We start from the raw sequence: 26,093 nt of genomic DNA, 5'->3' as shown, positions 1-26,093 counted from the left end.
AGACGGTCATGAGCAAAGCCGACGCTTTCACCCAGGCAGGCAAGACAGCGGTGTTGCAGAACATTCACGGCACCATGCAGTTCCTGCAAAAATTCCCGCCGTTCAATCAGATGGAAAACGCCCATCTTGCGTACCTGGTTGAACAGTGTCAGCTACGTTTTTACGCCAGCGACGAGAGCATCATCAAGCCAGCCGATGGTCCAGTAGAGCACTTTTATATCGTTAAGCAAGGGCGAGTGGTAGGGGAACGACCACATTCGGCCAAAGGCGGCACCGAAACCACCTTTGAAATCACCACCGGAGAATGCTTCCCGCTGGCGGCTCTGTTGGGCGAACGGGCAACACGTACCGAACATCTGGCAGCCGAAGATACTTTTTGCCTGCAACTGAACAAACAGGCATTCATCAAGCTGTTTGCACTGTCCACCACCTTCCGGGACTTCGCCTTGCGCGGGGTCAGCAGCCTGCTGGATCAGGTCAACCATCAAGTCCAGCAACGCGCCGTGGAAACCCTGGGCACTCAATATTCCCTGAATACCCGCCTTGGCGAATTGGCCATGCGCCATCCGGTGATGTGCAGCCCAGAAACACCGATGCGCGAAGCTGTGAAAATGATGCACGAGCAGCAAGTGGGCAGCATCGTGATAGTCGATGAGCAGCAGGCACCACTGGGCATCTTCACGCTACGCGATTTGCGCGAAGCCGTGGCCGACGTCAATGTCGACTTCAGCCAGGCGATCAAGCACACCATGAGCCCGGCGCCGTTTCACCTGAGCCCCGACGCCAGCGCCTTCGATGCCGCCATCGCCATGACCGGCCGCCACATAGCCCATGTCTGCCTGGTCAAGAGTGGACGCTTGTGCGGCGTAGTGTCAGAGCGCGATCTGTTTTCCCTGCAACGTGTGGACCTGGTGCATCTGGCGCGTACCATCCGTAATGCACCACGGATCGAGGCTCTGACCAATCTGCGCGGCGATATTGTGCAACTGGTCGACCGGATGCTGGCTCACGGCGCCTCTTCAACCCAGATCACCCAGATCATTACCCTGCTCAACGACCACACCGTATGCCGGGTCATCGAACTGACCCTGGAAGAGAAAGGCGATCCCGGCGTGCCTTTCAGTTGGCTGTGCTTCGGCAGCGAAGGACGGCGTGAACAGACGCTGCACACCGATCAGGACAACGGAATCCTGTTTGAAGCCAGTGATGCCGCGCAGGCAGCGGAAATACGCGCGCTGTTGCTGCCCATCGCCGAGCGTATCAACCAGAGCCTTGCCCAGTGCGGCTTCAGCCTGTGTAAAGGCAATATCATGGCCAGTAATCCCGAGCTGTGCCTGTCACGCAGCGAATGGTCCAGACGCTTCTCGGCCTTCATTCGCGAAGCCACACCGGAAAACCTGCTGGCATCGAGCATCTACTTCGATCTGCGGGTGGTCTGGGGCGACGAAGCCGGGTGTGAACAATTGCGTCGCGGCATCCTCGATCAGGTTGCGGACAACCGCCTGTTCCAGCGCATGATGGCCGACAATGCCCTGCGACAGCGCCCGCCGGTCGGGCGTTTCAAGGACTTCGTGCTGGCACGCAAGGGCAGCGACAAGGACACTCTGGACCTCAAGACTGAAGGCCTGACGCCGTTTGTCGATGGTGCCAGACTGCTCGCGCTGGCCAATGGCATCGGTGCCAACAACACGCTGGAGCGACTGCGCCAACTGGTGGAACGCGAGGTCATCGACCCGCTGGACGGTGCCGCCTATGAAGAGGCTTACCACTTCATTCAACAGACCCGCATGCTGCAACATCAACTGCAAAGCCGCCAGAATCTGCCGTACTCCAACCGCATCGACCCTGACACCCTGAACCATCTGGACCGTCGCATTCTGCGCGAGTCATTCCGACAGGCTCAACGCCTGCAAACCAGCCTGACCATGCGTTATCAACTATGAATCTGTTTGAGTGGTTACGACCGCGCCCGAAAAAGACACCTCTGGACAGCCATCAATTGCAGCGTCTGGCAGAACTGCCCGCCTTCGCTAAGCTCAGTGATCAACCGTTGCGCAAACAGCGCTGGGTTGTGCTTGATCTGGAAACCAGCGGCCTGAACATGAACCGCGATCAGGTTCTGTCCATCGGCGCTGTGGTGATCGAGGATGGCGCCATCGACCTTGGCCAGCAGTTCGAGCGCACGATTCTGCGCGTCGATCACAAAGTCAGCCCGGCTGTGCTTATTCATGGCCTGGCGCCCAGTACCATTGCGGCCGGTAGCGAGCCGGTCGAGGCTTTTCTGGACTTTCTGGAGTTCGCGGGCTCAAGCCCGGTGCTGGCTTTCCACGCACCGTTCGACCAGCACATGCTGTCCCGCGCCCTGAGAGACAGCCTGGACTATCGCTTACAGCACCCGTTCTTCGATGTCGCAGATATCGCCCCGATGCTCTGCCCGGACGCAAACCTGCGTCAGGCCGGGCTGGACGACTGGACGAACTTTTTCGGACTGCACGCCGAAGAGCGCCACCATGCCAGCGCCGACGCACTGGTCACGGCTGAACTGGCCTTGATCCTGTTCAGCCATGCACGCCGCCAGGGCATCGACAGCCCCGCCCGCCTGGAGGAATCCCTGGGTCAATGGCGCAGGCGCAAGCAGAACCATTCGTTTTAATTCCTCGCATCACCCCTTCCTTCAGCACCTGAAATTCTGTCGTCGCGGGCAAGCCCCCTCCCACACATCATCATTCCAATGTGGGGGGAGGGCTTGCCCGCGACGCTTTTTCGATGTGAACTTTTGTTAAAAACAAAAAATACTTCACATTATTCACTCACTGATCCACTATCAGATTCACAGATCAGAACAATATCGTCCGTTTGCTGGCTCAACAGGCATCGGCACAGACTTGAGGATTGCTTCATGACTACGAAGAATGTTGGCGTTATCGGCCTGGGTGCCATGGGTCTGGGCATTGCCCGCTCGCTGCTGCGCAATGGCTTCAATGTGCATGCCTGCGATGTGCGCACCAGCGTGACCGAAGCGTTCGCCCAGGAAGGTGGTGTTGCCTGCGACTCGCCTGCCAGCATGGCTGCCGCCTGCGATGTGATCATCACTGTCGTGGTCAACGCCGAACAGACTGAAACAGTCCTCTTTGGCGAGAACGGCGCCATCGGCGCACTGCGCCCCGGCAGCCTGGTCATCGGCTGTGCCACCGTTGCTCCAACCTTCGCCGTCGAACTGGGCCAGCGTCTGGTCGATCAAGGCCTACTGTACCTCGATGCTCCGATCTCCGGCGGCGCAGCCAAGGCGGCTGCCGGCCAGATGACCATGATGACCTCAGGCCCGGCAGAGTCCTACGCCAAGGCAGAAGCCGTGCTCAACGGCATGGCGGGCAAGGTCTACCGTCTGGGCGACGTGCATGGCCTGGGCTCGAAAGTCAAAATCATCAACCAGTTGCTGGCTGGCGTACACATCGCGGCAAGTGCCGAAGCCATGGCCCTGGGCCTGCGCGAAGGTGTCGATGCAGACGCCCTGTACGAAGTGATCACCAACAGCGCCGGTAACTCGTGGATGTTCGAGAACCGTGTGCCACACATCCTCAAGGCGGATTACACACCGCTCTCGGCGGTGGACATTTTCGTCAAGGATCTGGGCCTGGTCCTGGATACCGCACGCACCAGCAAATTCCCGCTGCCACTGTCGGCCACTGCTCATCAAATGTTCATGCAGGCTTCCAGCGCCGGTTTCGGTCGCGAGGATGACTCGGCAGTGATCAAGATCTTCCCGGGCATCGAACTGCCAAAAGCCAAACCAGAACAAGCCTGAGGAGCGCCCCATGACTCTGACCTCCTCCCGCCCGTTGCTGGGCTGCATCGCCGATGACTTCACCGGCGCCACGGACCTGGCCAACATGCTGGTCCGCGGCGGTATGCGCACTGTGCAAAGCATCGGTATCCCGAGCGCTGAAATGGCTGCCGGTCTTGATGCCGACGCCATCGTGATTGCCCTCAAATCACGTACCACGCCAACAGCCGAAGCCGTGGAAGAATCCCTGGCCGCTCTGGAGTGGCTGCGCGAGCGCGGCTGCGAACAAATTTTCTTCAAGTACTGCTCGACCTTCGACTCGACTGCCGCTGGCAATATCGGCCAGGTCAGCGAAGCTCTGCTGGCAAAGCTCAACAGCGATTTCACCCTGGCCTGCCCGGCCTTCCCGGAAAACGGTCGCACCATCTTCCGTGGCCATCTGTTCGTGCAGGATCAACTGCTCAACGAATCGGGCATGCAGAACCACCCGCTGACCCCAATGACCGACGCCAATCTGGTGCGTGTCCTGCAAGAGCAGACCAGCAAGAAAGTCGGCCTGTTGCGCTACGACACCGTCGCCAAGGGCGTGGACGCCGTACGCAGCAAGATCGCCGAACTGCGCGCCGACGGCGTGGGCATGGCAATTGCCGATGCCGTCTCCGATGCCGATCTGTATGTGCTGGGCGAAGCCTGTGCCGACCTGCCGTTGCTGACCGGTGGCTCAGGCCTGGCGCTGGGCCTGCCGGGCAACTTCCGCAAGGCAGGCAAGCTGCGCGATATCGATGCTGCAAAACAGGCCGCAGTCAGCGGTGGCGAAGTCGTCCTGGCAGGCAGCGCTTCGGTGGCCACCAATGGTCAGGTCGCGGCCTGGCTGGAAGGCAACCGTCCTGCCCTGCGCATCAATCCGCTGGACCTCGCGGCTGGCAAGCCGGTGGTCGAGCAGGCACTGGCGTTCGCCCGTAATGCCGGGCAAACCGTTCTGATCTACGCCACCAGCACGCCGGACGAAGTCAAGGCCGTGCAAAAGGAACTGGGCGTCGAGCGCTCCGGTGCCATGGTCGAGGAGGCGCTGGGCCAGATCGCCAAAGGCTTGCTGGAGTCGGGTGTACGTCGCTTTGTCGTCGCCGGTGGCGAAACCTCCGGCGCAGTCGTCCAGGCACTGGGCGTGCAATTGTTGCAGATCGGCGCACAGATCGATCCGGGCGTTCCGGCGACAGTCAGCAACGGCGCACAACCGCTGGCGCTGGCACTCAAGTCCGGCAACTTCGGTGCCCGTGACTTCTTCGCCAAAGCCCTCAAGCAACTGGCAGGAGAAGCTTGATGAGCAGCGAAAAAGCCCTGCGCGAAGAAATCTGCGATGTCGGCAGGCTGCTTTATGGCCGTGGCTACACGGTCGGCAGCGCCGGCAACATCAGCGCCCGCCTTGATGACGGTTGGCTGATCACCCCGACCGACGCCTGCCTGGGCCGTCTGGACCCGGCGGATATCGCCAAGGTCAATCTGGCGGGTGAATGGGTGTCCGGCAACAAGCCGTCCAAGACCCTGGCCCTGCATCGCGAGGTCTATGACCGCAACCCTGAAGTGGGCGGCGTGGTGCATACCCACTCGACGCATCTGGTCGCTCTGACACTGGCTGGCGTCTGGAAAGAAGACGACATCCTGCCGCCATTGACGCCGTATCAGGTGATGAAAGTCGGGCATATCCCGCTGATTGGCTACGAACGTCCAGGCTCCCCGAAAGTCGCCGAGCGCGTCGCGCAACTGGCCAACAGTGTGCGCGGCGTGATGCTGGAACGACTGGGCCCGGTGGTCTGGGAAAGCTCGGTCGCAAAGGCCTGCTATGCCCTGGAAGAACTCGAAGAAACCGCTCGCCTGTGGCTGATGACCAACCCCAAGCCTGCGCCACTGGAACCCGCCGCCCTTGAAGAGCTGCGTCAGGTTTTCGGCGCGAAGTGGTAATTCGCAAGCATTGATCGGGAGTCGTTCCTCGACTCTCGATCGACTACGGCACCACCAAAGACAATAACAACAGGACTCAAGAGCATGAATCACCCCTATCTCGCTTTTGTCAGCTATTGCTCAGCGTTTGTCTCGCTCACTCCTTGCGGGAGTACACGGGCATGACTCCCTTCATGTTGATGGCCATCGCGGGCGCAGGTATCGCGCTGCTGCTGTTCCTGGTTCTCAAATACAAATTCCAGCCTTTCGTTGCCCTGATGCTGGTCAGCATCATCGTGGCGCTGGTCGCCGGGGTTAAACCGGCCGATCTGGTCGCGACCATCGAAGGCGGCATGGGCAAGACCCTTGGTCATATCGCGATCATCATTGCCCTGGGCGCGATGATCGGGCGCATCATCGAACTGTCGGGAGGTGCCGAAGCACTGGCCAAGACGCTGATCGAGCGCTTCGGTAACAAGCGCACACCACTGGCGCTGACGGTTGCCGGTTTCATGGTCGGCATTCCAGTGTTCTTCGAGGTTGGCGTGATCATCCTTATGCCACTGGCCTACGGCGTGGCACGGGCCGCACGTAAGCCGTTGCTGATCTTCGCCTTGCCGATGTGCGCCGCATTGCTGGCCGTGCATGCATTCCTGCCACCACATCCGGGTGCCGTCGCCGCTGCCAGCCAGTTGGGCGCAGACCTGGGTCGTGTACTGATGCTGGGCATTCCGATGGTCGCGGTGCTGTGCATCATCGGCTACTTCGTCGCCGGGCGCATGACCCGCAAGACCTACCCGATGACCGACGATATCCGCAGCGAAGTCTACGGCCCGCACGTCACCAACGAAGACCTCGAAGCCTGGGCGCGCAACGACTATTCCACCGTTCGCGAAGCGACTCAGGCCAGGACACTGGGTGGCGAAGAAAGCGCCAGCAGCCTTGCAAGCAAACTGCCGCCAGCGCCTGCACCGGGTTTCGGCCTGATCATTGCCCTGATTCTGCTGCCTATCATCCTGATCCTGCTGGGTACGCTGGCCACCACCATGTTGCCTGTGACCTCAACCCTGCGCAGCGTGCTGACCGTATTGGGCGCGCCTCTGGTTGCCCTGTTGATCGATACCCTGCTGTGCGCCTGGCTGCTGGGTTCGCGTCGTGGCTGGAGCCGTTCCCAGGTATCGGATGTGATCGGTTCGGCATTGCCGGGCGTAGCCATGGTGATCCTGATCGCCGGTGCCGGTGGTGTGTTCGGTAAAGTGCTGGTCGATACCGGGATTGGCGCGGTGGTTTCCGAAGCCCTGCGCAATACCGGCCTGCCGGTTCTGGCTCTGGGCTTTCTGCTGACCTTGCTGTTGCGTGCCGTTCAAGGCTCCACCACTGTGGCGCTGGTGACTACTGCCGGTATTCTCAGCCCGCTGATCGCTACGCTCGACCTGAGCGCCAACCACCTGGCCCTGCTTTGCCTGGCCATGGGCGGTGGCGGTCTTGCCATGTCGCACATCAACGATGCGGGCTACTGGATGTTCACCAAGCTGGCGGGCCTGAACGTTGCCGACGGCTTGCGCACCTGGACCGTACTGGTCACGCTGCTGGGTACATTGGGCTTCGTCCTGACCCTGCTGCTTTGGCCATTCGTCTGACCTTTAAAGACTGGAGTTAACATGCCTCGTTTTGCCGCCAACCTCAGCATGCTGTACCCACAGCATGACTTCCTTGAGCGCTTCGCCGCAGCCGCTGCCGATGGTTTCGGCGCGGTCGAGTATCTGTTCCCCTACGACTACAGTCCGCAGGAGCTCAAGCAACGCCTGAGCGACAACGGTCTGGTGCAGGCGCTGTTCAATGCTCCACCCGGAGACTGGGCTGCCGGTGAACGAGGCATCGCCACCTTGCCGGGCCGTGAAGCGGAGTTTCGCAGCGGCATCGAACGTGCGCTGGAATATGCCCAGGTCCTGGGCAATGACCGGATTCACGTCATGGCAGGCCTGCTGCCAGACGAGAACCTGCGTCAACGCCATCAGGCGGTGTATCTGGAGAACCTGGCATTCGCGGCTGAACAGGCCAGAACTGCCGGAGTGACCGTGCTGATCGAGCCGATCAACACCCGCGACATGCCTGGCTTCTTCCTCAACCGCCAGGATCAGGCGCAGGAGATTTGCCGCCAGGTGGGCGCCGACAATCTCAAGGTTCAGTTCGACTGCTACCACTGCCAGATCGTCGAAGGTGATCTGACAGCCAAGCTGCGCCGCGATTTTGCAGGGATTGGCCACATCCAGATCGCAGGTGTGCCGGATCGTCATGAACCGGACCTTGGCGAGCTGAACTACGCGCACCTGTTCGAGGTGATCGACCAGTTGGGCTATAAAGGCTGGATCGGTTGCGAATATCGTCCGAAGGGCGATACCAGCGAAGGCCTGGCGTGGCTACGCCAATTGCAGGGCTGATCGCTTGCCGTCCTGCCTCAGCGTTTGAGGCAGGACGCTTCCTTATTACTCTTCTGCTATGTCGAACTGGTCCTTGATATAGCGGATTTCAGTACGGCCATGGGGCGCAGGCAATCCATCGTCGCCCAGATTGACGAACACCATCTTCTCTACCGTCAGAATGCTCTTGCGGGTGATCTTGTTACGGACTTCACAGGTCAGGGTAATCGACGTCCGCCCGAACTCGGTGGCGGTAATCCCCAATTCAATGATGTCGCCCTGGCGCGAAGCGCTGACAAAGTTGATTTCAGAAATGTACTTGGTCACTACACGCTGATTGCCCAACTGGACGATGGCATAGATTGCAGCCTCTTCATCGATCCAGCGCAACAGGCTACCGCCGAATAACGTACCGTTGGGGTTGAGGTCTTCGGGCTTGACCCACTTGCGGGTGTGGAAATTCATATTCACTCCTGAGCGACTGCCAATGGATGCCTTCATGGCAGCATACCTAAAAACCCGAAGCCTGGGATTTCACTGATAGAAAACCTTGGGAAGAATCGCCAGCACAGCTATACTGCCACCCGTTTCAAAACGGTCATCTTCGCTTGATACCGTTCCCGCCACCTGTCCGAGGGGCGCTGCAGCAGGTTTTCCCTGTCAGGCTCGGATGGGGCGTTGTTTGACCGGTCCACTGGTCAAGCCTTAAACGCACAACGGCGCCCATTCGCATTTTTATGGAATGGAGACTCTCAATGAGTGCTGTAATCACGCCTGCAGAATTCAACGATTTCAAGGTAGCCGATATTTCCCTGGCAGCCTGGGGCCGTCGCGAAACCATCATCGCCGAATCCGAAATGCCTGCCCTGATGGGTCTGCGCCGCAAGTACGCCGGTGAGCAACCGCTCAAGGGCGCGAAGATCCTCGGCTGCATCCACATGACCATCCAGACTGCCGTGCTGATCGAAACACTGGTCGCACTGGGCGCTGAAGTTCGCTGGTCGTCGTGCAACATTTTCTCCACCCAGGATCAGGCCGCTGCCGCAATCGCCGCTGCCGGCATTCCTGTGTTCGCCTGGAAAGGCGAAACCGAAGAAGAATACGAGTGGTGCATCGAGCAGACCATCCTGAAAGATGGCCAGCCATGGGACGCCAACATGATCCTCGACGACGGCGGCGACCTGACCGAGATCCTGCACAAGAAATACCCACAGATGCTGGATCGCATCCATGGCGTGACCGAAGAAACCACCACTGGCGTACACCGCCTGCTGGACATGCTGGCCAAGGGCGAACTGAAAATCCCGGCCATCAACGTCAACGACTCGGTCACCAAGAGCAAGAACGACAACAAGTACGGCTGCCGTCACAGCCTGAACGACGCCATCAAGCGCGGCACTGACCACCTGCTGTCCGGCAAGCAGGCGCTGGTCATCGGTTACGGTGACGTGGGCAAGGGCTCGGCTCAGTCCCTGCGTCAGGAAGGCATGATCGTCAAGGTCACCGAAGTCGATCCGATCTGCGCCATGCAAGCCTGCATGGACGGTTTCGAAGTGGTTTCCCCGTTCATCGACGGCGAAAACGACGGCACCGAAGCCAGCATCGACAAGGCCCTGCTGGGCAAGATCGACCTGATCGTGACCACCACCGGCAACGTCAACGTCTGCGACGCGAACATGCTCAAGGCGCTGAAAAAGCGCGCTGTGGTCTGCAACATCGGTCACTTCGACAACGAAATCGACACTGCTTTCATGCGCAAGAACTGGGCATGGGAAGAAGTGAAGCCACAGGTTCACAAGATCCACCGCACCGGCGCTGGCACTTTCGATCCACAGAACGATGACTACCTGATCCTGCTGGCCGAAGGCCGTCTGGTTAACCTGGGCAACGCCACAGGTCACCCAAGCCGCATCATGGACGGCTCGTTCGCCAACCAGGTTCTGGCACAGATCTTCCTGTTCGGCCAGAAGTACGCCGACCTGTCGCCTGCCCAGAAAGCAGAGCGCCTGACCGTTGAAGTACTGCCGAAGAAACTCGACGAAGAAGTGGCCCTGGAAATGGTCCGCGGCTTCGGCGGCGTCGTGACCAAACTGACCAGGACACAGGCCGACTACATCGGCGTGACCGTCGAAGGTCCGTTCAAGCCACACGCATATCGTTACTAAGTAGCGGCAAGCTGCAAGCCACAGGCAGCAAGTAAAAGCATTCCGTTTGCTTGCTGCCCGGGCCTGAAGCCTGCTCCTTTTATCGCTATTCATGCAGCCGTGAGCTGTAAGCTCCAGACTCTTGAGACAGGCGCACAGCCCTCTTGCAGCTTGGAGCTTGAAGCTTGCCGCTGGAGGCTCCCTCCACCATGTCCCAAGACCGCCGTTTCAGCTTCGAGTTCTTCCCGACCAAGACCGACGCTGGGCATGAAAAGCTGCTGACCGTTGCGCGTCAGCTGGCCAGCTACAACCCGGATTTTTTCTCCTGCACCTATGGTGCCGGTGGCTCCACCCGTGACCGCACGATCAACACCGTGCTGCAACTGGAAAACGAAGTCAGAATCCCTGCGGCACCGCACCTGTCGTGCGTTGGCGACAGCAAAGCCCAATTGCGCGAGCTGCTGACCCAGTACAAGAATGCCGGGATCAAGCGTATCGTCGCCCTGCGCGGTGACCTGCCATCCGGTATGGGCATGGCCAGCGGTGAACTTCGTTACGCCAGTGACCTGGTGTCCTTCATTCGTGAAGAAACCGGCGGTCACTTCCATATCGAAGTGGCGGCGTACCCGGAGATGCATCCCCAGGCCCACAACTTCGACGACGACGTGAAAAACTTCGTCCACAAGGCCAAGGCCGGTGCCGACAGCGCGATCACCCAGTACTTCTTCAACGCCGACAGCTACTTCCACTTTCTGGAGCGCGTACAGAAGAAGGGTGTGAACCTGCCGATCGTGCCGGGCATCATGCCTATCACCAACTACAGCAAACTGGCCCGTTTCTCGGATGCCTGCGGTGCGGAAATTCCGCGCTGGGTCCGCAAACAGCTGGAAGCCTATGGTGACGATATCCAGAGCATCCAGGCCTTCGGTGAGCAAGTCATCACCGAAATGTGCGAGCGCCTGCTCGAAGGCGGCGCACCGGGTCTGCACTTCTACACGCTCAACCAGGCAGAACCAAGCCTGGCCATCTGGAACAACCTGAAGCTGCCACGCTGACAGGGTATTCTCCAGGCAGGGTCTTTCGGCAATCGATGTCCGAAAGATCCTGCAGCAAAAACCGTTGGGCAGCATGAAAGCAGCGCAGCGCGTTTGCTCTGTTATACTCCAGCCTTCCCGCCAGGCTTACGCCCGGACGCTCGGTCTTGCAGAAGCCATCTCGATCACGAAAACAGCGCATTTCCAACCCGCGCCGATGACACGAGATGAATCAAAGACCCTGCAGGACCGGACGGGATCGCGTCTTCTCAGTCTCTGTACACAAGGCCGGCAATCAAGCGATTGGCCGCTTCTACAAGACCTGAACGTCATTCGCGCCAGGCAGACTATCCCTTGAGCTCAAGCTCCAACAGAACAGGATTACTCATGTCCTTTGCTTCCCTCGGTCTCTCCGAGGCTTTAGTCCGCGCTATCGAGGCAGCGGGCTATACCCAGCCTACTCCGGTGCAACAGCGGGCCATCCCCGCCGTGTTGCAAGGTCGCGACCTCATGGTTGCGGCACAGACAGGTACTGGTAAAACCGGTGGCTTCGCCCTCCCGATTCTGGAGCGGTTGTTCCCCAACGGTCATCCGGACAAATCCCAGCGTCACGGCCCGCGCCAACCCCGCGTTCTGGTCCTGACCCCAACCCGCGAGCTGGCTGCCCAGGTCCACGACAGCTTCAAGATCTATGCCCGCGATCTGAAGTTCGTCAGCGCCTGCATCTTCGGCGGCGTCGGCATGAACCCGCAGGTCCAGGCCATGGCCCGTGGCGTGGACGTGCTGGTGGCCTGCCCTGGCCGCCTGCTCGACCTGGCCGGCCAAGGCAGCGTCGACCTGTCCCACGTTGAAATCCTGGTGCTCGATGAAGCAGACCGGATGCTCGACATGGGTTTCGTCCATGACGTGAAAAAGGTACTTGCCCGCCTGCCTGCCAAGCGCCAGAACCTGCTGTTCTCGGCGACGTTCTCCAACGACATTACCGCCCTGGCTGGCAAGTTGCTGCACAACCCGGAGCGCATCGAAGTCACGCCACCGAACACCACGGTCGAGCGTATCGAGCAACGGGTTTTCCGTCTGCCAGCCAACCACAAGCGCTCGCTGCTGGCGCACCTGATCACTCAGGGCGCGTGGGAGCAGGTGCTGGTTTTCACCCGCACCAAGCACGGCGCCAACCGTCTGGCCGAGTACCTGGACAAGCACGGCCTCAGCGCTGTCGCGATCCACGGCAACAAGAGCCAGAATGCCCGTACCAAAGCCCTGGCCGACTTCAAGGCAGGCGAAGTGCGGATCATGGTCGCCACCGATATCGCCGCCCGCGGCCTGGATATCGACCAGTTGCCACACGTGGTCAACTTCGAGCTGCCTAACGTCGATGAAGACTACGTTCACCGTATCGGTCGTACCGGCCGTGCGGGCCGTACCGGCGAGGCGATCTCGCTGGTCGCGCCGGACGAAGAGAAGCTGCTCAAAAGCATCGAGCGCATGACCCGTCAGAAAATCCCTGACGGCGATCTGATGGGCTTCGATATCAATGCCGTCGAGGCCGAAAAGCCTGAAGTTCGCGAGCGTCCGGATGTTCGTAATCCGCGTGCGCCTCGTGCTCCACGCGGTGAAGGCGAAAAGAGCAGCAACAACGGCGGCCGTCGCGACAAGGGCAAGGACAAAGGCAAGGAAAAACCTGCGGCCGCAGCTTCCGGCGAACGTCCGGCACGCCAGCCGCGGGAAAGAAAACCTCGCGAAGGCACGCCACGCGAACAGCGTCAGTCGCAACCGCCACGTCCATCGTCCGATCGCGCACCTGACGAGTTCCTGGATGACGAAGTGGATAACTTCGGTAACCGCGCTGACTATGTAAGCCCTTATCAAGGCAAGAATCAGGGTCGCGGCCGCCGTCCTGGAGCGCCTGCCGCTCCGGGCGCAACACCCGCTGGCGCCGGACGTCCGCAAGGCTCAGGCCGCCCGGGCAACCCACGCAGCTCAGGCAGCGGAGCCGGCACCGGCGGCGCACCCGCCAAACGCACTGGCTCGGGTTCCGGCCCGCGCAGTGGTGGTGCCCGTGACGGCCAACCGCGTAATCGCCGCCCGGCACGTGACGATCAGCCTCGTCAGGAACCGGCAGTTCGCAGCCAGCGTGAAGGCCAGCAGCCGCAGCCGAAAATCGTGCACAAGGAATCGAAAATCGACCGGTTCCCTTCTGCCGAGCAGCTCGATCAGTTGCCAAGCCGCCCACGCGGTGAAAAACCGGCCCTGCTGACTCGCAACCGCGATAGCTGACGGCACGGCTGAAACAGAAACGCCCCGACTGGTTCGGGGCGTTTTTGTATGTGGCTAAAACAGGAACGCCGACACAAGGTCGGCGTTCCGTCGATCAGACAGCGCTTACTTCTTCTGGACACCTTCGAGGGTGATGTCCAGGTCCAGCGTCTGAGAAGTCGGACCTGGGCCTTTGATGCCGAAGTCGTTCAGGTTCAGAGTGCTGGTACCGTTGAAGCCGGCACGGTAGCCGCCCCATGGATCCTTGCCTTCGCCGTTGAAGGTAGCCTTGATCACGATTGGCTTGGTGACGCCGTGCAGGGTCAGGTCGCCAGTGACGTCAGCGGTTTTCGCGCCGGTGGATTTGACGCTGGTGGAAACGAACTTGGCTTCAGGGTATTTGCCAGCGTCCAGGAAGTCCTTGCTGAGGATGTGCTTGTCGCGCTCGGCATGGTTGGTGAACAGGCTGGCGGTTTTCAGTTCGACAGCGATCTTGCTGGCTTCAGGCTTGGCAGCGTCGAAGCTGAAAGTACCGTCCCAGTCCTTGAACGTGCCGTGGATGAAGCTGTAGCCCAGGTGGCTGATCTTGAAGTCGATGAAAGCGTGCTGGCCTTCCTTGTCGATCACGTAATCAGCAGCCATCGCCTGACCGGCAGACAACAGAGCGGTACCCAGAGCCAGAGCGGCGAGAGACTTCTTCAACATGCTTTTATTCCCGTTTTGGTTGAACAATCAGTTACGACCCAGCATACGCTTGAGGGTCACATCGCGATCGATGAAGTGGTGTTTCAGTGCAGCCAGGCCATGGAACCCCGCAAAAACCACGATGAGCCATGCCAGATAAAGATGAATCCAGCCCGCCGTTTCCGCCTGTTCGGGAAGGCCACTGACCAGCGCTGGCACCTCGAACAAACCGAAAACCGGAATCCCCACGCCGTCGGCGGTGGAAATCAGGTAACCGGCGAACATCACAGCAAACAGAACGACATACAGAAACAAGTGACCAAATGCAGCACCAATGCGCGTCAGCTTACTGTAGCTGGCCAATGGTGGAGGCGGCGGGCTGAGCAGGCGCCAGACCACACGGAACAGCATCACTGCAAACAGTGTGATACCGATGCTCTTGTGCAGATCGGGCCCGGCCTTGCGCCAGGTATCGTAATAATCCAGTCCCACCATCCATAGCCCAAGCGCAAACAACCCGAAGACTACAACCGCTACACCCCAATGCAGCACCATGCCGACCAGACCGTAGCGAGAGGATGAATTACGTAACTGCATCGCAAATACCCTGTAATAAGTGTTACCAGACTAGCTTTTTATCTATCGAATGAAAGCGCAAAATTTCGCTCTGAACTATCGAAAAATACGATGAATATTTTTCTACCCTCTACCTTTCGATTTTCCACCTGGGTCCTTTTCGACGACCGCAGGCTGTTCCGCTGACGCAGCATCTCGATAAATCACACTCAGTAACACTGTGCCATGACCGTCGGCATTTCGATGGCGATGAACGGCACTATTACGAAAGTTCCTCTGCACAGGCTGATAAAGAACGAATTCACCGCACATAAAAAAAGGGCGCGGTGTTTATCCGCGCCCTTCCTGTCAGCGATGGCTGGGTCAGTTCTTGACGTCAGCCGGTGCTGCTTCGGTTTTAGCCGGTGCTTTCGGAGCCGTGGCCGGTTTGGCAGGTGCCTTTTCCTTCACAGCCTCTTTCTTGGCGGCCTCTTTTTTCACAGCTTCCTTGGCAGGTGCTTTCCTGGCTGGTTCAGCCTTGGCCGGAGCCTTCTTGGCAGGCTCGACTTTCGCAGGGGCCTTGGCAGGTTCGGCCACCGGCGCAACCACCGGAGCGACAGGCACAGGCGCCGGAAGCGGAGCTGGAGCTGGCTCGGGGGCTTTCTCGACCGCCTTCTCGGCAGGTTTTTCAGCAGCCTTGTCGGAAGAATCGCCAAAACCGAACAGATTGCTGAAGAAGCCACCTTCCGACTTCTTCACAGCCGGGGCAGGTGCCACTGGCGGAACCACCTTGACCGGCTCGAACGACTTGCCCGCCGCCAGATCCTGTACCTGACTGGCTGCACGCTGACCGCTGCGCAGAGCGCCTTCCAGCGTGCCGGGATACAGAGCGTCAGTGTGTTCACCCGCAAAAGCTACACGCTGCACGGGCTTTTCCCACAGACGCCAGTACTTGCTGATCTGACCGGGGCCAAAGGCCAGGTAAGAACCGCCTGTTGAAGGATCGACGCTGTAACGACGGATTTCATAGCCGGTGTAGGCACCACGCGCCTGTGGATAAAACGTGTGCAAGCGGATCAGTACCTGATCGACCAGTTGCTTGTCGCCAAACGCCTGCATGATCCGGGCATTGTCGCCAGACAGGTTGATCACCACATTGGCGCCGCCCTTGAGTGCTGGCTCGATCCACAGCATGCCCAGGCCGGTATTGCTGAAGATCTCGCCCGACATGCGCGCCTTGCTGTCCCAGACCGGCGTCTTGAACTTGAGCATGATCTGGTCGCGCCAGCCATAGTTGGTGCCCTTGAGGGCGCCCATGTGCTGGGCATCCAGCGCAGGCGTCATCTGAATATTGCTCAGCGAGCGCAAAGGCACGGCCAGCACCACGTAGTCGGCGCTGTAACCGACTGCGCCGACCTTGACCGTTACGCCGTCCTTGTCCTGCACGATGGCCGATACCGGAGAGCTGGTCTTGATGGTCTTGAGCTGTTTGACGAAAGCCTGGGCCAGCACCACGCTGCCACCCGGCAGACGTGCAGCGCGCTGATCGCGCTCATCCACTGCGCGGTAAACCCGCGACTGCTGGGCAAAATACAGCAGCGACAGACGCGAAGGCTCGTCATAGCGAGTACGGATCTGCTGATTGATCAACTGCCGCGCCGTCGCGGGCAGGTTCAGACGATCCAGCCAGTTGGACACGTTGATCTGATCCAGAGCGAACAGCGTGCTGTTGGCGGCCGGGTTTTCAGGGTTCTCGATGGAGCGTGCCAGGTTGTCCAGCGTCTCCTCGTAGCGCTTGATGGCCTCGGCGGTTGCCGGTTGCTTGAGCGCCAGATCGGCCTGGGTGAAATGCACACCGTCGATCAGATAACCGGGCGTCCGCACAAACTCAGGAGCTGGCACGCTCTGGATCTTGAAGCTGTCCAGATAACGGTTCAGAACCGGCTGCGCCTTGGCATTGCCGATCCACTCGCTGGTGGCAAGCCCCGAACGGCCGCCAATATTGGCCCTGGCCTCCAGCAGCGTCACCTGCCAGCCTTTGTTCTGCAACTCATAAGCCGCCGTCAGGCCTGCCAGCCCGCCTCCGACGACAATGGCTGTACGTTGTTTTTCATTCGCAAGCGTCGAAACGCTGACCAGCCCTATCACTACCAGCGCACACGCGCGCAGCCACCCAGAAAGCATTCCGTGAACTCCGAAAAACGTGGGGAAATTGCTAAAAACAACGAAGAGGCGCGCAGCATACGCCAGCCATAAAATGCCCGCCAGCGATGTTCTATACGATACAAATGGTTGTCCCACGGCCAGGCATTGCATAGGCTTGCGCGATTGTTCGCCCTCGCGTCATGCGAGCCGCTACCCGGAGATTGCAAATGGGCCTGAATGACCAGTGGATGCAACGCGACCTCAAGGTCCTGTGGCACCCCTGCACGCAGATGAAAGATCACGAAAACCTGCCACTGATTCCGATCAAACGCGGCGAAGGCGTCTGGCTGGAAGACTTTGAAGGCAAGCGTTATCTGGATGCCGTCAGTTCCTGGTGGGTCAACGTGTTCGGCCACGCCAACCCCCGCATCAACCAGCGGATCAAGGATCAGGTCGACCAACTGGAGCATGTGATTCTCGCAGGCTTCAGCCATCAACCGGTGATCGAGCTGTCCGAGCGGCTGGTCAAGCTTACTCCCGAAGGCCTTACACGCTGCTTCTACGCCGATAATGGCTCGTCCTGTATCGAAGTCGCGCTGAAAATGAGCTTTCACTACTGGCTCAATCGCGGCCAGCCGGACAAGAAACGCTTCGTGACCCTGACCAACAGCTATCACGGCGAAACCATGGCCGCGATGTCGGTAGGCGACGTGCCATTGTTCACCGAAACCTATAAAGCGCTGCTGATGGACACCATCAAAGTGCCGAGCCCGGACTGCTACCACCGGCCACAAGGCATGAGCTGGGAAGAACACTCGCGCAACATGTTCGCGGCCATGGAACAGACCCTGGCCGAGCATCACGACAGCGTTGCAGCGGTCATCGTCGAGCCGTTGATTCAGGGCGCGGGCGGCATGCGCATGTATCACCCGATCTATCTCAAGCTGCTGCGCGAGGCCTGTGATCGTTATGGCGTGCATCTGATTCACGATGAAATCGCCGTGGGCTTCGGCCGTACCGGCAGCATGTTTGCCTGTGAACAGGCCGGCATCCGCCCGGACTTCCTGTGCCTGTCCAAGGCCCTGACCGGCGGTTATCTGCCACTGGCCGCCTGCCTGACCACAGACGAAGTGTACGACGCCTTCTACGACGACTACCCGACGCTTCGCGCCTTCCTGCACTCCCACAGCTACACCGGCAACCCGCTGGCGTGTGCGGCAGCATTGGCGACCCTCGATATCTTCGAGCAGGACAATGTCATCGAGAACAACAAGGCGCTGGCACAACGCATGGCCACGGCCACCGCGCATCTGGTGGATCACCCGCATGTAGCCGAAGTGCGCCAGACCGGCATGGCACTGGCCATCGAAATGGTCCAGGACAAAGCGACCAAAACCGCTTACCCGTGGCAGGAGCGCCGAGGCCTGCAGGTTTTCCAGCACGCTCTGGAGCGCGGTGCGCTGTTGAGGCCGCTGGGCAGCGTGGTGTACTTCCTGCCGCCGTACGTGATCACACCCGAGCAGATCGACTTCCTGGCCGAAGTCGCCAGCGAAGGCATCGACATCGCTACCCGCAGCAGTATCAGCGTGGCCGTGCGCGAGAATTTCCATCCGGATTTTCGTGACCCCGGTTAAAACCCGTTAAACGGTAGGAGCGAATTTATTCGCGAGACGTCATTCAAGGCAGTGAATTTGTATGGGATGTACCGGCCCTTCGCGAATGAATTCGCTCCTACGGAAATTCCTGTTTTGTTTGATGACGGGGGGATTCATCCCCGAAAGCCACACACTGCACTTGTTAAAAAACAATCACCCAGAGAACCACCATGAGACTGTCCCGCTTCTTCATCGACGCCACCTTGAGCCTCGGCGAACACGAATTGCCCGAGGCCCAGGCACACTACATCAGTCGCGTACTGCGCATGGTCGAGGGCGATGCGCTGCAACTGTTCGATGGCTCGGGCACGGAGTTTCTCGGCACGCTGGTGGAAGTCGGCAAGAAGCGCGTGCGCGTCCAGCTCACTGAAAGCCTCGCCGGGCAGATCGAATCGCCGCTGCGTATTCATCTGGGCCAGGGCCTGTCTCGTGGCGAACGTATGGACTGGGCGATCCAGAAAGCCACAGAGCTGGGCGTCACGGAAATCACCCCCATCGTCAGCGAGCGCTGCGAAGTGCGCCTCAAGGACGAACGCGCTGAAAAGCGCCAGGCGCACTGGCAACAGATTGCAATCAGTGCCTGTGAACAATGCGGCCGCTCCGTGGTGCCAGTGATTCATCCACCGATGCCTCTGGCCGACTGGCTCAAACGCACCGAAGCAGACCTCAAGCTGGTCCTGCATCCGGTCGCCGAAGCCCTGACCAGCCACGAAAAGCCGACGACCCTGGCCTTCCTGATCGGCCCTGAAGGCGGCTTGAACGACGCCGAAGTCGAACAGGCCAGGGAAGCAGGCTTCCACGCCGCACGCCTGGGCCCGCGCGTGCTACGCACCGAGACAGCGCCGGTGGTTGCGCTGAGCGTAGCGCAGCAGCTGTGGGGGGATTTTTAAATCCGGTAGGGGCGAATTTATTCGCGACCTTTCGCGAATGAATTCGCTCCTACAGCACGTAGAACCAGATGGCGACGAAGTGCATCAGGCTTCCGGCAATCACGAACAGGTGCCAGATCCCGTGCCAGTGGCGAATATGGTCAAACACGAAAAAGATGATGCCGACGGTGTACAGCACTCCGCCACCGGCAAGCCATATAAAGCCCGCCAGCCCCAGCGCAGCCAGCAATGGCTTGACCGCCACCAGCACGATCCAGCCCATCACGGCATAGATCACGATGGACATGATCCGGGCTTCTGAACGTGGTTTGATTTCCTGCAGGATGCCGATCAACGCCAGCCCCCAGACGACTCCGAACAGACTCCAGCCCCACGGACCTCGCAATGTAACCAGGCAGAACGGCGTGTAGCTGCCCGCAATCATCAGATAGATCGAAAAATGATCGACCTTCTGCATAATGGCCTTAGCCCGCCCGCGAACGCTGTGATACACCGTCGAGACGCTGTACAGAATCACCAGGCACACCCCGTAGATCGCCATGCTGACAACCTTCCAGATATCGCCGTGCAGACTCGCCATCACCAGTAACCAGATGGCGCCGGCCGCCGCCAATATCGCGCCTACCAGATGTGACCAAGCGTTGAATTTTTCTCCGTAGTACATCCGCACGTTACCTCTGACTACACGAAACAGCTGTTGTAGAGGCTCCCGGTTATTGATGTAAAGCGCAATGCAGATATTTGCAGCAGTCATCGTCTTCAGGGTCAGGCACAATCAACGCACACCAACAACAAGCGCCACGACATGCAGATCGATGACGAGCTAACCCTGAAAAAACTGGAAATCTTCCTGGCCTTCATGCGCACAGGCAATCTGGCGCGGGCTGCGGCGGAATTGCAGACCAGCAATGTCAGCGTGCATCGCGCCATTCATTCGCTGGAAAGCGCCCTGCGCTGCCCGCTGTTCAAACATGAAGGCCGTAACCTGACGCCACTGGAAAGCGCCTACGTGCTGGAAGAGCGCGCACAGAAGCTGATTCAGGACGTGCTGACCACCGTCGAAATGACCCGCCAGGCGGCCGGTTTCTCAGCCGCACGTTTCAAGCTTGGCGCGCTGTACTCCCTGACGGTCAAGACCATTCCGCAGCTAATCATGGGCCTGAAGATCCGCCGCAGCGAACTGAATATCGACCTGATTCTGGGCTCGAACATCGACCTGTTCTACAAGCTCAAGAACATGGAAGTCGATGCGATGCTGGTCTCGCTGGATGAAAGCCTCAATGACCCGGACTGCGAGCATCTGCCGCTGTTTTCCGACGATATCTTCCTCGCCGTACCTGCCGACTCGCCCTTCTCCCAGCATCAGGAAGTGGACCTGAGCGACCTGTACGAATCGACCTTCATTACCCTGACCCAAGGCTTCGCCACCCACCGCGACGGTGTGCGGGTATTTCAACAGGCGGGGTTCGAGCCCAAGGTGGCGATGCAGGTGAACGACATCTTCACACTGCTGAGCATGGTCAGCTCAGGCGTGGGTTACGCCCTGCTGCCGGGCCGCATCGCAGCCGTGTATGAAAACCGCGTGCGACTGATCCCGCTGCAGGAACGCTATCGCATGCAACAGCACATCGGCCTGGTGTTTCTCAAATCCAGAGAGCGGGACCCGAACCTGCTGGCACTGATTGCCGAATGCCGGATGTATACAAACCGCCTGACCAATATCGCGTAGGAGCGAATTTATTCGCGGAGGCGGAGCTGCAAGCTGCAAGCTGCAAGCTGCAAGCTTTTGACTTGAAGCTTAAAGCTTGCAGCTTGCCGCTCCAACGCCCTATCCCACAATGGCCCGCACGATGAAGTACAGCAATGACGGCCCGAGCAGGCAGCCCAGCCCGGTGTGGAAGGTAGCGGTCAAGGCGCCATAAGGCACCAGACGCCGGTCGGTCGCAGCAAGGCCGGCGGTCACGCCGCTGACGGTTCCGGCCAGGCCGCCGAAGACCATTGCCGAGCGCGGGTTGTCCAGGCCCATCCAGCGTGCGGCCATCGGTGTTCCGACCATCACCAGAATCGCCTTGATCAAACCGGTGGCGATGGACAAGGCCATGACATCCGAGGACGCCCCAAGCGCAGCGCCTGTCACCGGGCCGACGATGTAGGTGACCGCGCCCGCGCCGATGGTGGTCATGCTGATTGCGTCGCGATAACCAAATACCCAGGCAATGCTCGCCCCGACAATGAACGGCAGGATGGTGCCCAGAAACAGCGCAACCGCGCCGATCATGCCGGCCTTGCGCGCCTCGGTGGCCTGCACCTCGAACGCCGTGGCAACGATGGCGAAGTCGCGCAGCATCGCACCACCCATCAGGCCGATCCCGGAGAACAGCGCCATATCAGCCAGGCCCTTTTGCCCGCCGGTCAACGTGCCGCCAACCCAGGCCAGGATCAGGCCGATGACAATCGCAATGGCCGAGCCATGCACTCGTCCAAAGGTCAGCCGTTTGGACAGAATGACCGAAATCCACATGATCACGCCAACGAAAGCGAAGGCTGTAATCAGACCGTTGTGTTCAAGACCTTTCTCGATGAGATCCCACATATCAGCGACCTCCCACAGGCGTTGCAGTCGGGATCACGTCCGGCTCTTCCTTGGGCAGCGGCTCACCCCGATTGGTACGGCTGATCAACGCAATGGTGCAGGCACACAGCACCACCGAACCGATGGCTGCCAGCACGGCGACAGGTCCGCCCTTGAGTGCAGTCACCACGTTTTGTTGAGCGGCCATGGCCACCACCACTGGAATGTACATCGCGCCCCAGAAGCCGACGCCCATTTCGCAGTCCTTGCTCATGCCGCCGTTTTTCTGCATCCACAGGCGGGCGCAGATCAACAGGATCATGGCGATACCGACACCGCCCACATTGGATTTGACGCCCAGCAGAACGCCGAGCATGTCACCGAGAATCACCCCCGAAAGAGTGCAAATAGCCAGCAGAGCTACACCGTAGATAATCATTGTTGTTATTCCTCAATTGCGTTGCCGAAGTTGTTGTTTTTGTCCTTCGCAGCAGCATTGCACTCAGCATTTCTATGGATTGCGGGTTCCCTCCTCTCGCGACAACGCGACCAGACTGTCCAGGCGAGCGCCTTGAAAGGCGACTGCCGTTCCTTGTTCGAACACCTTGCGCGCCAGCCCCGTCAGCACGGTGCCAGGCGGTAATTCGATCTGTAGCCGCACGCCGCGCTCGTAGGAGGTCTGCACGGTGCTGCGCCAGTCGATGACACGGCACATGTTGAAAGTCAGGTCATCACGCAGCTTTTCAGCATTCACGATGGGGCGCGCCGTACTGCCGCTGAGGTAACGCACTTTGGGCACCTCAAGCCGGACGCTGGCGAATGCCTTGGCCAACACCTGCGCAGGCTCTTCCAGCAGAGCGCAATGGGACGGCACGCTCACGGCCAGCCGTTTGACGGCGGCTGCACCGGCCTCTTTTGCCAGACGACCGACCCGTTCCATCGCCTGGCTGCTGCCTGCAATGACGCATTGGTTCTCGGCGTTGATATTGGCCAGAAACACCGGCGAATCCTGGCTGTGAACCTGAGCAATCGATGCCTCGATGCAGGCCTGATCCAGCCCGATAATGGCAGTCATGCCATAGCCTTCGGGGTAGGCGTTCTGCATCAACTCACCCCGCAAGGCCACCAGCCGAAGCGCATCCTCGAAAGCCAACGCATTGGCGACTACGGCTGCCGGATAAGCGCCAATCGACAAGCCTGCGACGTAATCCGGCTGACAACCGAGTTGTTGCAACACTCGGGCATAAGCCACTCCGGCGATCAACAGACAAAGCTGAACAGCACGGGTCGATTGCAGCGCGTCGGCGTGGTCAAGCCGCAGTACATCCTCATCCAGCACCTCGGCAGCTTCGCGCAGGCAATCACGCACCACGGGCGAGTCCGGCAACTGGTGCAACATGCCCGCCTGTTGCGCGCCCTGACCGGGAAACACCCAGAAGCTGCTCATGCGCACATCCTTGGCGGCTGCCATGGATCGCTGACCAGTCGGGCCTCTGTCGAGCTTTTGAGCAGAACCTGACGGGAAGCCCCGGCCCACTCACGCAACGCCACCGCCCCATCAGCCAGTTGCAGTTGGACATCGACCCGGCAGGTCGCTGTTTCCAGCGCCTCCACCAGTTCGGCCGCCCAGCCGCGACTCACAAACTGCGGCGTGCGCAGAATCAGATCCAGATCGCTGCCCTGATGCAGTGCCGAAAAACCACTGGCCAGTTCAAAGCCCGCACTGCCGCTGACACCCCAACTCAACCCCAATACATCCATCACCGGACGAACCTGACGCAAGGCATCCAGCGCAGGCCAATTGCAAGGATTTCCAGTGGCAAGATGAGTCAGTTGCTCAGGGCGCACATGACGCTCGATAGCTGAGCACGGCATGGTCGTGGCATAGCGCTGTTCGCGAAGCGATCCGCGAATACCCACCGCCACCTGCCCCGCTGCTACCGACGCACGGCGCACCACCACGGGCTGACCCTTGCTGACCACTTCAAACACCCAGTCGGGTGCATCCGCAGGCAAGTCGGACAGAGGCATACCCCACAACAAGTCATGGGGCAGCACCGTCAGCGGGGTATTCATTACCACTGAGCCCGCAACAGTTGGCGCACGGTCGACGAGGCTGCACGATTGCTGGCCCCCAGACGACCGCTCAGGTCAGTGCCGCTACGCTGCACATCCTCGATGGCACTGCTCAGGACGTTCTGCACCTTGGCCAGATCATCCGCACCGGGCTGTTCGATCTGGCTGACCGGCAAGGTTTCCCAGAGCAAGCCCAGACTCGCATAGTTGTCGATGTCGTACGCCATTGGCGGGATGCTGGCGGCGAGTTTTTCCAGTTCCTCGACACTGCGCAGCGTCACACGGGCGGCGGATGCCTTGCCCATGGCATGCACCATCACCCCCGGATCACGCAGGGCAATCAGCCGATTGGCCTGATAACCATGGGCCAGGAATGCACCGGACATGGCCTTACCCACCAGCAGGCCAATCACTGGATGCCCGGCCAGACGGGCACGAGCGTAACTGTCCACGGCACCCGCCAGTGCCTGGTGAATCCCCAAGGCTTCCTCGCGGCGGCCATAGGCCTGGCTCGGCACATCGATAATCGCGATCAACGCACGTTTGTGATCAGCCTGACGATCCAGTTCGATGGCATCGTCCACTGCCTTGGCCAGCCCCCACCCTTCCAGCAAACCGACTTCCCCATTGCGCGCACGGGGAAAACGGTTGTCGGCATCGGCGATTACGGCCAGAAAACGTACCGGCCGATTACCGAGGCTGCCGTCCGCGGCCTTCACCGATGCGGGCAAGCCCACCACTTCTCTGGCCTGCGCGCTCAAGGCGTTGAACCAGTTCAAACCACGTGGGGAATCACTCATGACTTGGCTCCTTGATAGAGGGTGCGCACCGCCTGCGGGTCAATCTGCGGCGTGGTGTCCAGGCGCGAAAGACGCTGCAGGAACAGGTCGTACTGGCTGCTGCGATGCTCGGCAGGAACGCCCTGCTTGAGCCAGCCGCTGACCTGCTGCCGGATATCCGCCACATCGTCAGCAGCAAAACCATCCACCAGTTCGCTGGCGAAACGTTGATCACCACCGGTCAGGCTCCAGATAAACGGCCGGTCGCGAGAGTCGTATTCTTCGATGCCCGCCTCCTGCTCGATCACCTGCGGGCCATTCAAACCCAGACGAGCCTCCTGAGTGACCAGCAAATAGCTGCACAAGCCTGCCGCGATGGACATGCCGCCAAAGCACCCGACACTGCCCGCCACCACACCGATCACAGGCTGGTACTGGCGCAGATCGACAATCGCCGCATGAATCTCGGCAATCGCTGCCAGTCCCAGATTGGCTTCCTGCAAACGCACGCCGCCGGTTTCCAGCAACAGAATCGCAGCGGTCGGAATGCCCTTGCGGTTGTCTTCGGCAGCCAGCTCCAGTGCTCCGGCCATTTTTGCGCCGCCCACTTCGCCCATGCTGCCGCCCTGAAACGCACCCTCGATGGCCGCAATCACTACAGGCCGACCATCAACCGTGCCCTTGGCGACCACAACACCATCATCGGCCTGAGGCACGACACCCTGGCGCTCCAGCCAGGGCGACATGACGCGAGCGAAAGGATCAAGCAGCTCACGAAAGCTGCCAGCATCCAGCAAGGCACGGGCACGCTGACGGGCACCCAGTTCGATAAAGCTGTGCTGGCTCAGCAAACGAGCGGTATCAGTCATGGCCGATCTCCTCGAAACCTTGTTCCAGACGCAGACGCACCACGCCCGGTGTCGCACCGAAATCATGGATATCGATGCTCAGGGCTGGCGGTGTCTGGCCATCGAACATGCGCTCGAACAGATGTTGCCAACGCGCAGATGCACCATTGACCGAGGTCACCACCTGGATCGACAGCTTGCCCGGCAAGCCCGGCTCCAGCAGCACTTCCAGGTCACCCGACCCCACACAGCCCACCAATGCACGGCCTGTGGGCGGCTGCCCGGCAGGAAATTCAAAAGACAGGGTTTCCAT

At 59.9% G+C, this 26,093-nt stretch carries 25 protein-coding genes and 1 riboswitch; of the genes, 13 read left to right on the top strand and 12 right to left on the bottom strand.

The annotated features are described in order from the left end of the window. Window positions 1-8: 8 nt before the first annotated feature. From Q6A51_RS10380 to otnI, 7 genes are all read left to right on the top strand, one after another. Complete coding sequence (locus Q6A51_RS10380) at window positions 9-1,943, top strand: DUF294 nucleotidyltransferase-like domain-containing protein (RefSeq protein ID WP_201018846.1); 1,935 nt, start codon at window positions 9-11, stop codon at window positions 1,941-1,943. Further along, a complete protein-coding gene (locus Q6A51_RS10375; protein WP_304574743.1) occupies window positions 1,940-2,653 on the top strand; it encodes a 3'-5' exonuclease in 714 nt (237 codons plus the stop codon). Before Q6A51_RS10380 ends, Q6A51_RS10375 begins: the two co-directional genes overlap by 4 nt. 246 nt (window positions 2,654-2,899) lie before the next feature. Further along, window positions 2,900-3,805, top strand: a complete 906-nt coding sequence (gene ltnD, locus Q6A51_RS10370; RefSeq protein WP_201005139.1) for an L-threonate dehydrogenase — start codon at window positions 2,900-2,902, stop codon at window positions 3,803-3,805. Window positions 3,806-3,815: 10 nt separating this feature from the next. Beyond that, window positions 3,816-5,105 (top strand): 3-oxo-tetronate kinase, encoded by a 1,290-nt coding sequence (gene otnK, locus Q6A51_RS10365; RefSeq protein ID WP_304574742.1) that lies wholly within the window; start codon window positions 3,816-3,818, stop codon window positions 5,103-5,105. Next, entirely contained in the window at window positions 5,105-5,743 is a 639-nt protein-coding gene (gene otnC / locus Q6A51_RS10360) for a 3-oxo-tetronate 4-phosphate decarboxylase (RefSeq protein ID WP_201005141.1), read from the top strand. Before otnK ends, otnC begins: the two co-directional genes overlap by 1 nt. A 161-nt stretch (window positions 5,744-5,904) precedes the next feature. Next, window positions 5,905-7,362: a GntT/GntP/DsdX family permease gene (locus tag Q6A51_RS10355; RefSeq protein WP_201018849.1), complete on the top strand. Its 1,458-nt coding sequence runs from the start codon at window positions 5,905-5,907 to the stop codon at window positions 7,360-7,362. Window positions 7,363-7,383: 21 nt separating this feature from the next. Continuing rightward, window positions 7,384-8,163 carry a 2-oxo-tetronate isomerase gene (otnI, locus tag Q6A51_RS10350; protein WP_304574741.1) on the top strand — a complete coding sequence of 260 codons (780 nt, stop codon included), beginning with the start codon at window positions 7,384-7,386 and terminating at the stop codon, window positions 8,161-8,163. Window positions 8,164-8,208: 45 nt separating this feature from the next. Here the strand turns inward: otnI and Q6A51_RS10345 are convergent, their stop codons facing one another. Continuing rightward, on the bottom strand, window positions 8,209-8,607 hold the full coding sequence (locus Q6A51_RS10345; protein WP_201005147.1) for an acyl-CoA thioesterase: 399 nt from the start codon (window positions 8,605-8,607) through the stop codon (window positions 8,209-8,211). Between the two features lie 162 nt (window positions 8,608-8,769). Continuing rightward, window positions 8,770-8,874: riboswitch (S-adenosyl-L-homocysteine riboswitch) on the top strand. A gap of 23 nt (window positions 8,875-8,897) precedes the next feature. On the opposite strand from Q6A51_RS10345, the gene ahcY reads away from it, so the two are divergent. From ahcY to Q6A51_RS10330, 3 genes are all read left to right on the top strand, one after another. Then, window positions 8,898-10,307: an adenosylhomocysteinase gene (gene ahcY, locus Q6A51_RS10340; RefSeq protein ID WP_304574740.1), complete on the top strand. Its 1,410-nt coding sequence runs from the start codon at window positions 8,898-8,900 to the stop codon at window positions 10,305-10,307. 188 nt (window positions 10,308-10,495) lie between these two features. Next, the gene (gene metF / locus Q6A51_RS10335; protein WP_201018852.1) at window positions 10,496-11,341 is read left to right on the top strand and encodes a methylenetetrahydrofolate reductase [NAD(P)H]; all 846 of its coding nucleotides are present in this window, start codon (window positions 10,496-10,498) and stop codon (window positions 11,339-11,341) included. Window positions 11,342-11,707: 366 nt separating this feature from the next. Then, on the top strand, window positions 11,708-13,597 hold the full coding sequence (locus Q6A51_RS10330; protein WP_304574739.1) for a DEAD/DEAH box helicase: 1,890 nt from the start codon (window positions 11,708-11,710) through the stop codon (window positions 13,595-13,597). 105 nt (window positions 13,598-13,702) lie between these two features. On the opposite strand, the gene Q6A51_RS10325 is transcribed toward Q6A51_RS10330, so the two are convergent. From Q6A51_RS10325 to Q6A51_RS10315, 3 genes are all read right to left on the bottom strand, one after another. Next, on the bottom strand, window positions 13,703-14,281 hold the full coding sequence (locus Q6A51_RS10325; RefSeq protein WP_201018854.1) for a YceI family protein: 579 nt from the start codon (window positions 14,279-14,281) through the stop codon (window positions 13,703-13,705). 27 nt (window positions 14,282-14,308) lie between these two features. Continuing rightward, window positions 14,309-14,857, bottom strand: coding sequence for a cytochrome b (locus tag Q6A51_RS10320; protein WP_201018855.1), 549 nt, complete (start codon window positions 14,855-14,857; stop codon window positions 14,309-14,311). A 342-nt stretch (window positions 14,858-15,199) separates the two neighbouring features. After that, window positions 15,200-16,999, bottom strand: coding sequence for a flavin monoamine oxidase family protein (locus Q6A51_RS10315; RefSeq protein ID WP_304574738.1), 1,800 nt, complete (start codon window positions 16,997-16,999; stop codon window positions 15,200-15,202). 188 nt (window positions 17,000-17,187) lie between these two features. Between Q6A51_RS10315 and Q6A51_RS10310 the strand changes: the two genes are divergently transcribed. After that, window positions 17,188-18,594 carry an adenosylmethionine--8-amino-7-oxononanoate transaminase gene (locus tag Q6A51_RS10310; RefSeq protein ID WP_304574737.1) on the top strand — a complete coding sequence of 469 codons (1,407 nt, stop codon included), beginning with the start codon at window positions 17,188-17,190 and terminating at the stop codon, window positions 18,592-18,594. 191 nt (window positions 18,595-18,785) lie between these two features. Then, a complete protein-coding gene (locus Q6A51_RS10305) occupies window positions 18,786-19,505 on the top strand; it encodes a 16S rRNA (uracil(1498)-N(3))-methyltransferase (RefSeq protein WP_304574736.1) in 720 nt (239 codons plus the stop codon). Between the two features lie 49 nt (window positions 19,506-19,554). On the opposite strand, the gene trhA is transcribed toward Q6A51_RS10305, so the two are convergent. Beyond that, entirely contained in the window at window positions 19,555-20,169 is a 615-nt protein-coding gene (gene trhA / locus Q6A51_RS10300; protein ID WP_304574783.1) for a PAQR family membrane homeostasis protein TrhA, read from the bottom strand. A gap of 141 nt (window positions 20,170-20,310) precedes the next feature. Between trhA and Q6A51_RS10295 the strand changes: the two genes are divergently transcribed. Next, window positions 20,311-21,234, top strand: a complete 924-nt coding sequence (locus Q6A51_RS10295) for a LysR family transcriptional regulator (protein WP_201018859.1) — start codon at window positions 20,311-20,313, stop codon at window positions 21,232-21,234. 99 nt (window positions 21,235-21,333) lie between these two features. Here the strand turns inward: Q6A51_RS10295 and madM are convergent, their stop codons facing one another. From madM to Q6A51_RS10260, 7 genes are all read right to left on the bottom strand, one after another. Then, window positions 21,334-22,098: a malonate transporter subunit MadM gene (madM, locus tag Q6A51_RS10290; protein WP_201005167.1), complete on the bottom strand. Its 765-nt coding sequence runs from the start codon at window positions 22,096-22,098 to the stop codon at window positions 21,334-21,336. Between the two features lies 1 nt (window position 22,099). After that, window positions 22,100-22,516: a malonate transporter subunit MadL gene (madL, locus tag Q6A51_RS10285; RefSeq protein WP_201005168.1), complete on the bottom strand. Its 417-nt coding sequence runs from the start codon at window positions 22,514-22,516 to the stop codon at window positions 22,100-22,102. A gap of 72 nt (window positions 22,517-22,588) precedes the next feature. Then, entirely contained in the window at window positions 22,589-23,524 is a 936-nt protein-coding gene (mdcH, locus tag Q6A51_RS10280; protein WP_304574735.1) for a malonate decarboxylase subunit epsilon, read from the bottom strand. After that, window positions 23,521-24,159: a malonate decarboxylase holo-ACP synthase gene (locus tag Q6A51_RS10275; RefSeq protein WP_304574734.1), complete on the bottom strand. Its 639-nt coding sequence runs from the start codon at window positions 24,157-24,159 to the stop codon at window positions 23,521-23,523. The genes mdcH and Q6A51_RS10275 overlap by 4 nt, the downstream gene beginning before the upstream one ends. Next, complete coding sequence (mdcE, locus tag Q6A51_RS10270; RefSeq protein ID WP_304574733.1) at window positions 24,153-24,953, bottom strand: biotin-independent malonate decarboxylase subunit gamma; 801 nt, start codon at window positions 24,951-24,953, stop codon at window positions 24,153-24,155. The genes Q6A51_RS10275 and mdcE overlap by 7 nt, the downstream gene beginning before the upstream one ends. Further along, a complete protein-coding gene (locus tag Q6A51_RS10265) occupies window positions 24,950-25,801 on the bottom strand; it encodes a biotin-independent malonate decarboxylase subunit beta (protein WP_304574732.1) in 852 nt (283 codons plus the stop codon). Before Q6A51_RS10265 ends, mdcE begins: the two co-directional genes overlap by 4 nt. Next, the gene (locus Q6A51_RS10260; protein WP_221601781.1) at window positions 25,794-26,093 is read right to left on the bottom strand and encodes a malonate decarboxylase subunit delta; all 300 of its coding nucleotides are present in this window, start codon (window positions 26,091-26,093) and stop codon (window positions 25,794-25,796) included. Before Q6A51_RS10260 ends, Q6A51_RS10265 begins: the two co-directional genes overlap by 8 nt.

This window comes from Pseudomonas serbiensis, assembly GCF_030580745.1.
In the GTDB taxonomy this organism is placed as follows: domain Bacteria; phylum Pseudomonadota; class Gammaproteobacteria; order Pseudomonadales; family Pseudomonadaceae; genus Aquipseudomonas; species Aquipseudomonas serbiensis.
The sequence above is the reverse complement of the archived record's forward strand: the minus strand, read 5'-3'. Positions and strand labels throughout refer to the sequence as shown.

Bases quoted from the DNA above. Each gene is read 5' to 3' on its own strand.
- trhA (WP_304574783.1), bottom strand. From the start codon at position 20,169: ATGTACTACGGAGAAAAATTCAACGCTTGGTCACATCTGGTAGGCGCG.
- Q6A51_RS10320 (WP_201018855.1), bottom strand. From the start codon at position 14,857: ATGCAGTTACGTAATTCATCCTCTCGCTACGGTCTGGTCGGCATGGTG.
- madL (WP_201005168.1), bottom strand. From the start codon at position 22,516: ATGATTATCTACGGTGTAGCTCTGCTGGCTATTTGCACTCTTTCGGGG.
- Q6A51_RS10375 (WP_304574743.1), top strand. From the start codon at position 1,940: ATGAATCTGTTTGAGTGGTTACGACCGCGCCCGAAAAAGACACCTCTG.
- Q6A51_RS10260 (WP_221601781.1), bottom strand. From the start codon at position 26,093: ATGGAAACCCTGTCTTTTGAATTTCCTGCCGGGCAGCCGCCCACAGGC.
- Q6A51_RS10355 (WP_201018849.1), top strand. From the start codon at position 5,905: ATGACTCCCTTCATGTTGATGGCCATCGCGGGCGCAGGTATCGCGCTG.
- ltnD (WP_201005139.1), top strand. From the start codon at position 2,900: ATGACTACGAAGAATGTTGGCGTTATCGGCCTGGGTGCCATGGGTCTG.
- mdcE (WP_304574733.1), bottom strand. From the start codon at position 24,953: ATGAGTGATTCCCCACGTGGTTTGAACTGGTTCAACGCCTTGAGCGCG.
- Q6A51_RS10305 (WP_304574736.1), top strand. From the start codon at position 18,786: ATGAGACTGTCCCGCTTCTTCATCGACGCCACCTTGAGCCTCGGCGAA.
- Q6A51_RS10345 (WP_201005147.1), bottom strand. From the start codon at position 8,607: ATGAATTTCCACACCCGCAAGTGGGTCAAGCCCGAAGACCTCAACCCC.
- otnC (WP_201005141.1), top strand. From the start codon at position 5,105: ATGAGCAGCGAAAAAGCCCTGCGCGAAGAAATCTGCGATGTCGGCAGG.
- Q6A51_RS10265 (WP_304574732.1), bottom strand. From the start codon at position 25,801: ATGACTGATACCGCTCGTTTGCTGAGCCAGCACAGCTTTATCGAACTG.
- Q6A51_RS10380 (WP_201018846.1), top strand. From the start codon at position 9: ATGAGCAAAGCCGACGCTTTCACCCAGGCAGGCAAGACAGCGGTGTTG.
- otnI (WP_304574741.1), top strand. From the start codon at position 7,384: ATGCCTCGTTTTGCCGCCAACCTCAGCATGCTGTACCCACAGCATGAC.
- Q6A51_RS10330 (WP_304574739.1), top strand. From the start codon at position 11,708: ATGTCCTTTGCTTCCCTCGGTCTCTCCGAGGCTTTAGTCCGCGCTATC.
- ahcY (WP_304574740.1), top strand. From the start codon at position 8,898: ATGAGTGCTGTAATCACGCCTGCAGAATTCAACGATTTCAAGGTAGCC.
- madM (WP_201005167.1), bottom strand. From the start codon at position 22,098: ATGTGGGATCTCATCGAGAAAGGTCTTGAACACAACGGTCTGATTACA.
- mdcH (WP_304574735.1), bottom strand. From the start codon at position 23,524: ATGAGCAGCTTCTGGGTGTTTCCCGGTCAGGGCGCGCAACAGGCGGGC.
- metF (WP_201018852.1), top strand. From the start codon at position 10,496: ATGTCCCAAGACCGCCGTTTCAGCTTCGAGTTCTTCCCGACCAAGACC.
- Q6A51_RS10325 (WP_201018854.1), bottom strand. From the start codon at position 14,281: ATGTTGAAGAAGTCTCTCGCCGCTCTGGCTCTGGGTACCGCTCTGTTG.
- Q6A51_RS10315 (WP_304574738.1), bottom strand. From the start codon at position 16,999: ATGCTTTCTGGGTGGCTGCGCGCGTGTGCGCTGGTAGTGATAGGGCTG.
- Q6A51_RS10310 (WP_304574737.1), top strand. From the start codon at position 17,188: ATGGGCCTGAATGACCAGTGGATGCAACGCGACCTCAAGGTCCTGTGG.
- Q6A51_RS10295 (WP_201018859.1), top strand. From the start codon at position 20,311: ATGCAGATCGATGACGAGCTAACCCTGAAAAAACTGGAAATCTTCCTG.
- otnK (WP_304574742.1), top strand. From the start codon at position 3,816: ATGACTCTGACCTCCTCCCGCCCGTTGCTGGGCTGCATCGCCGATGAC.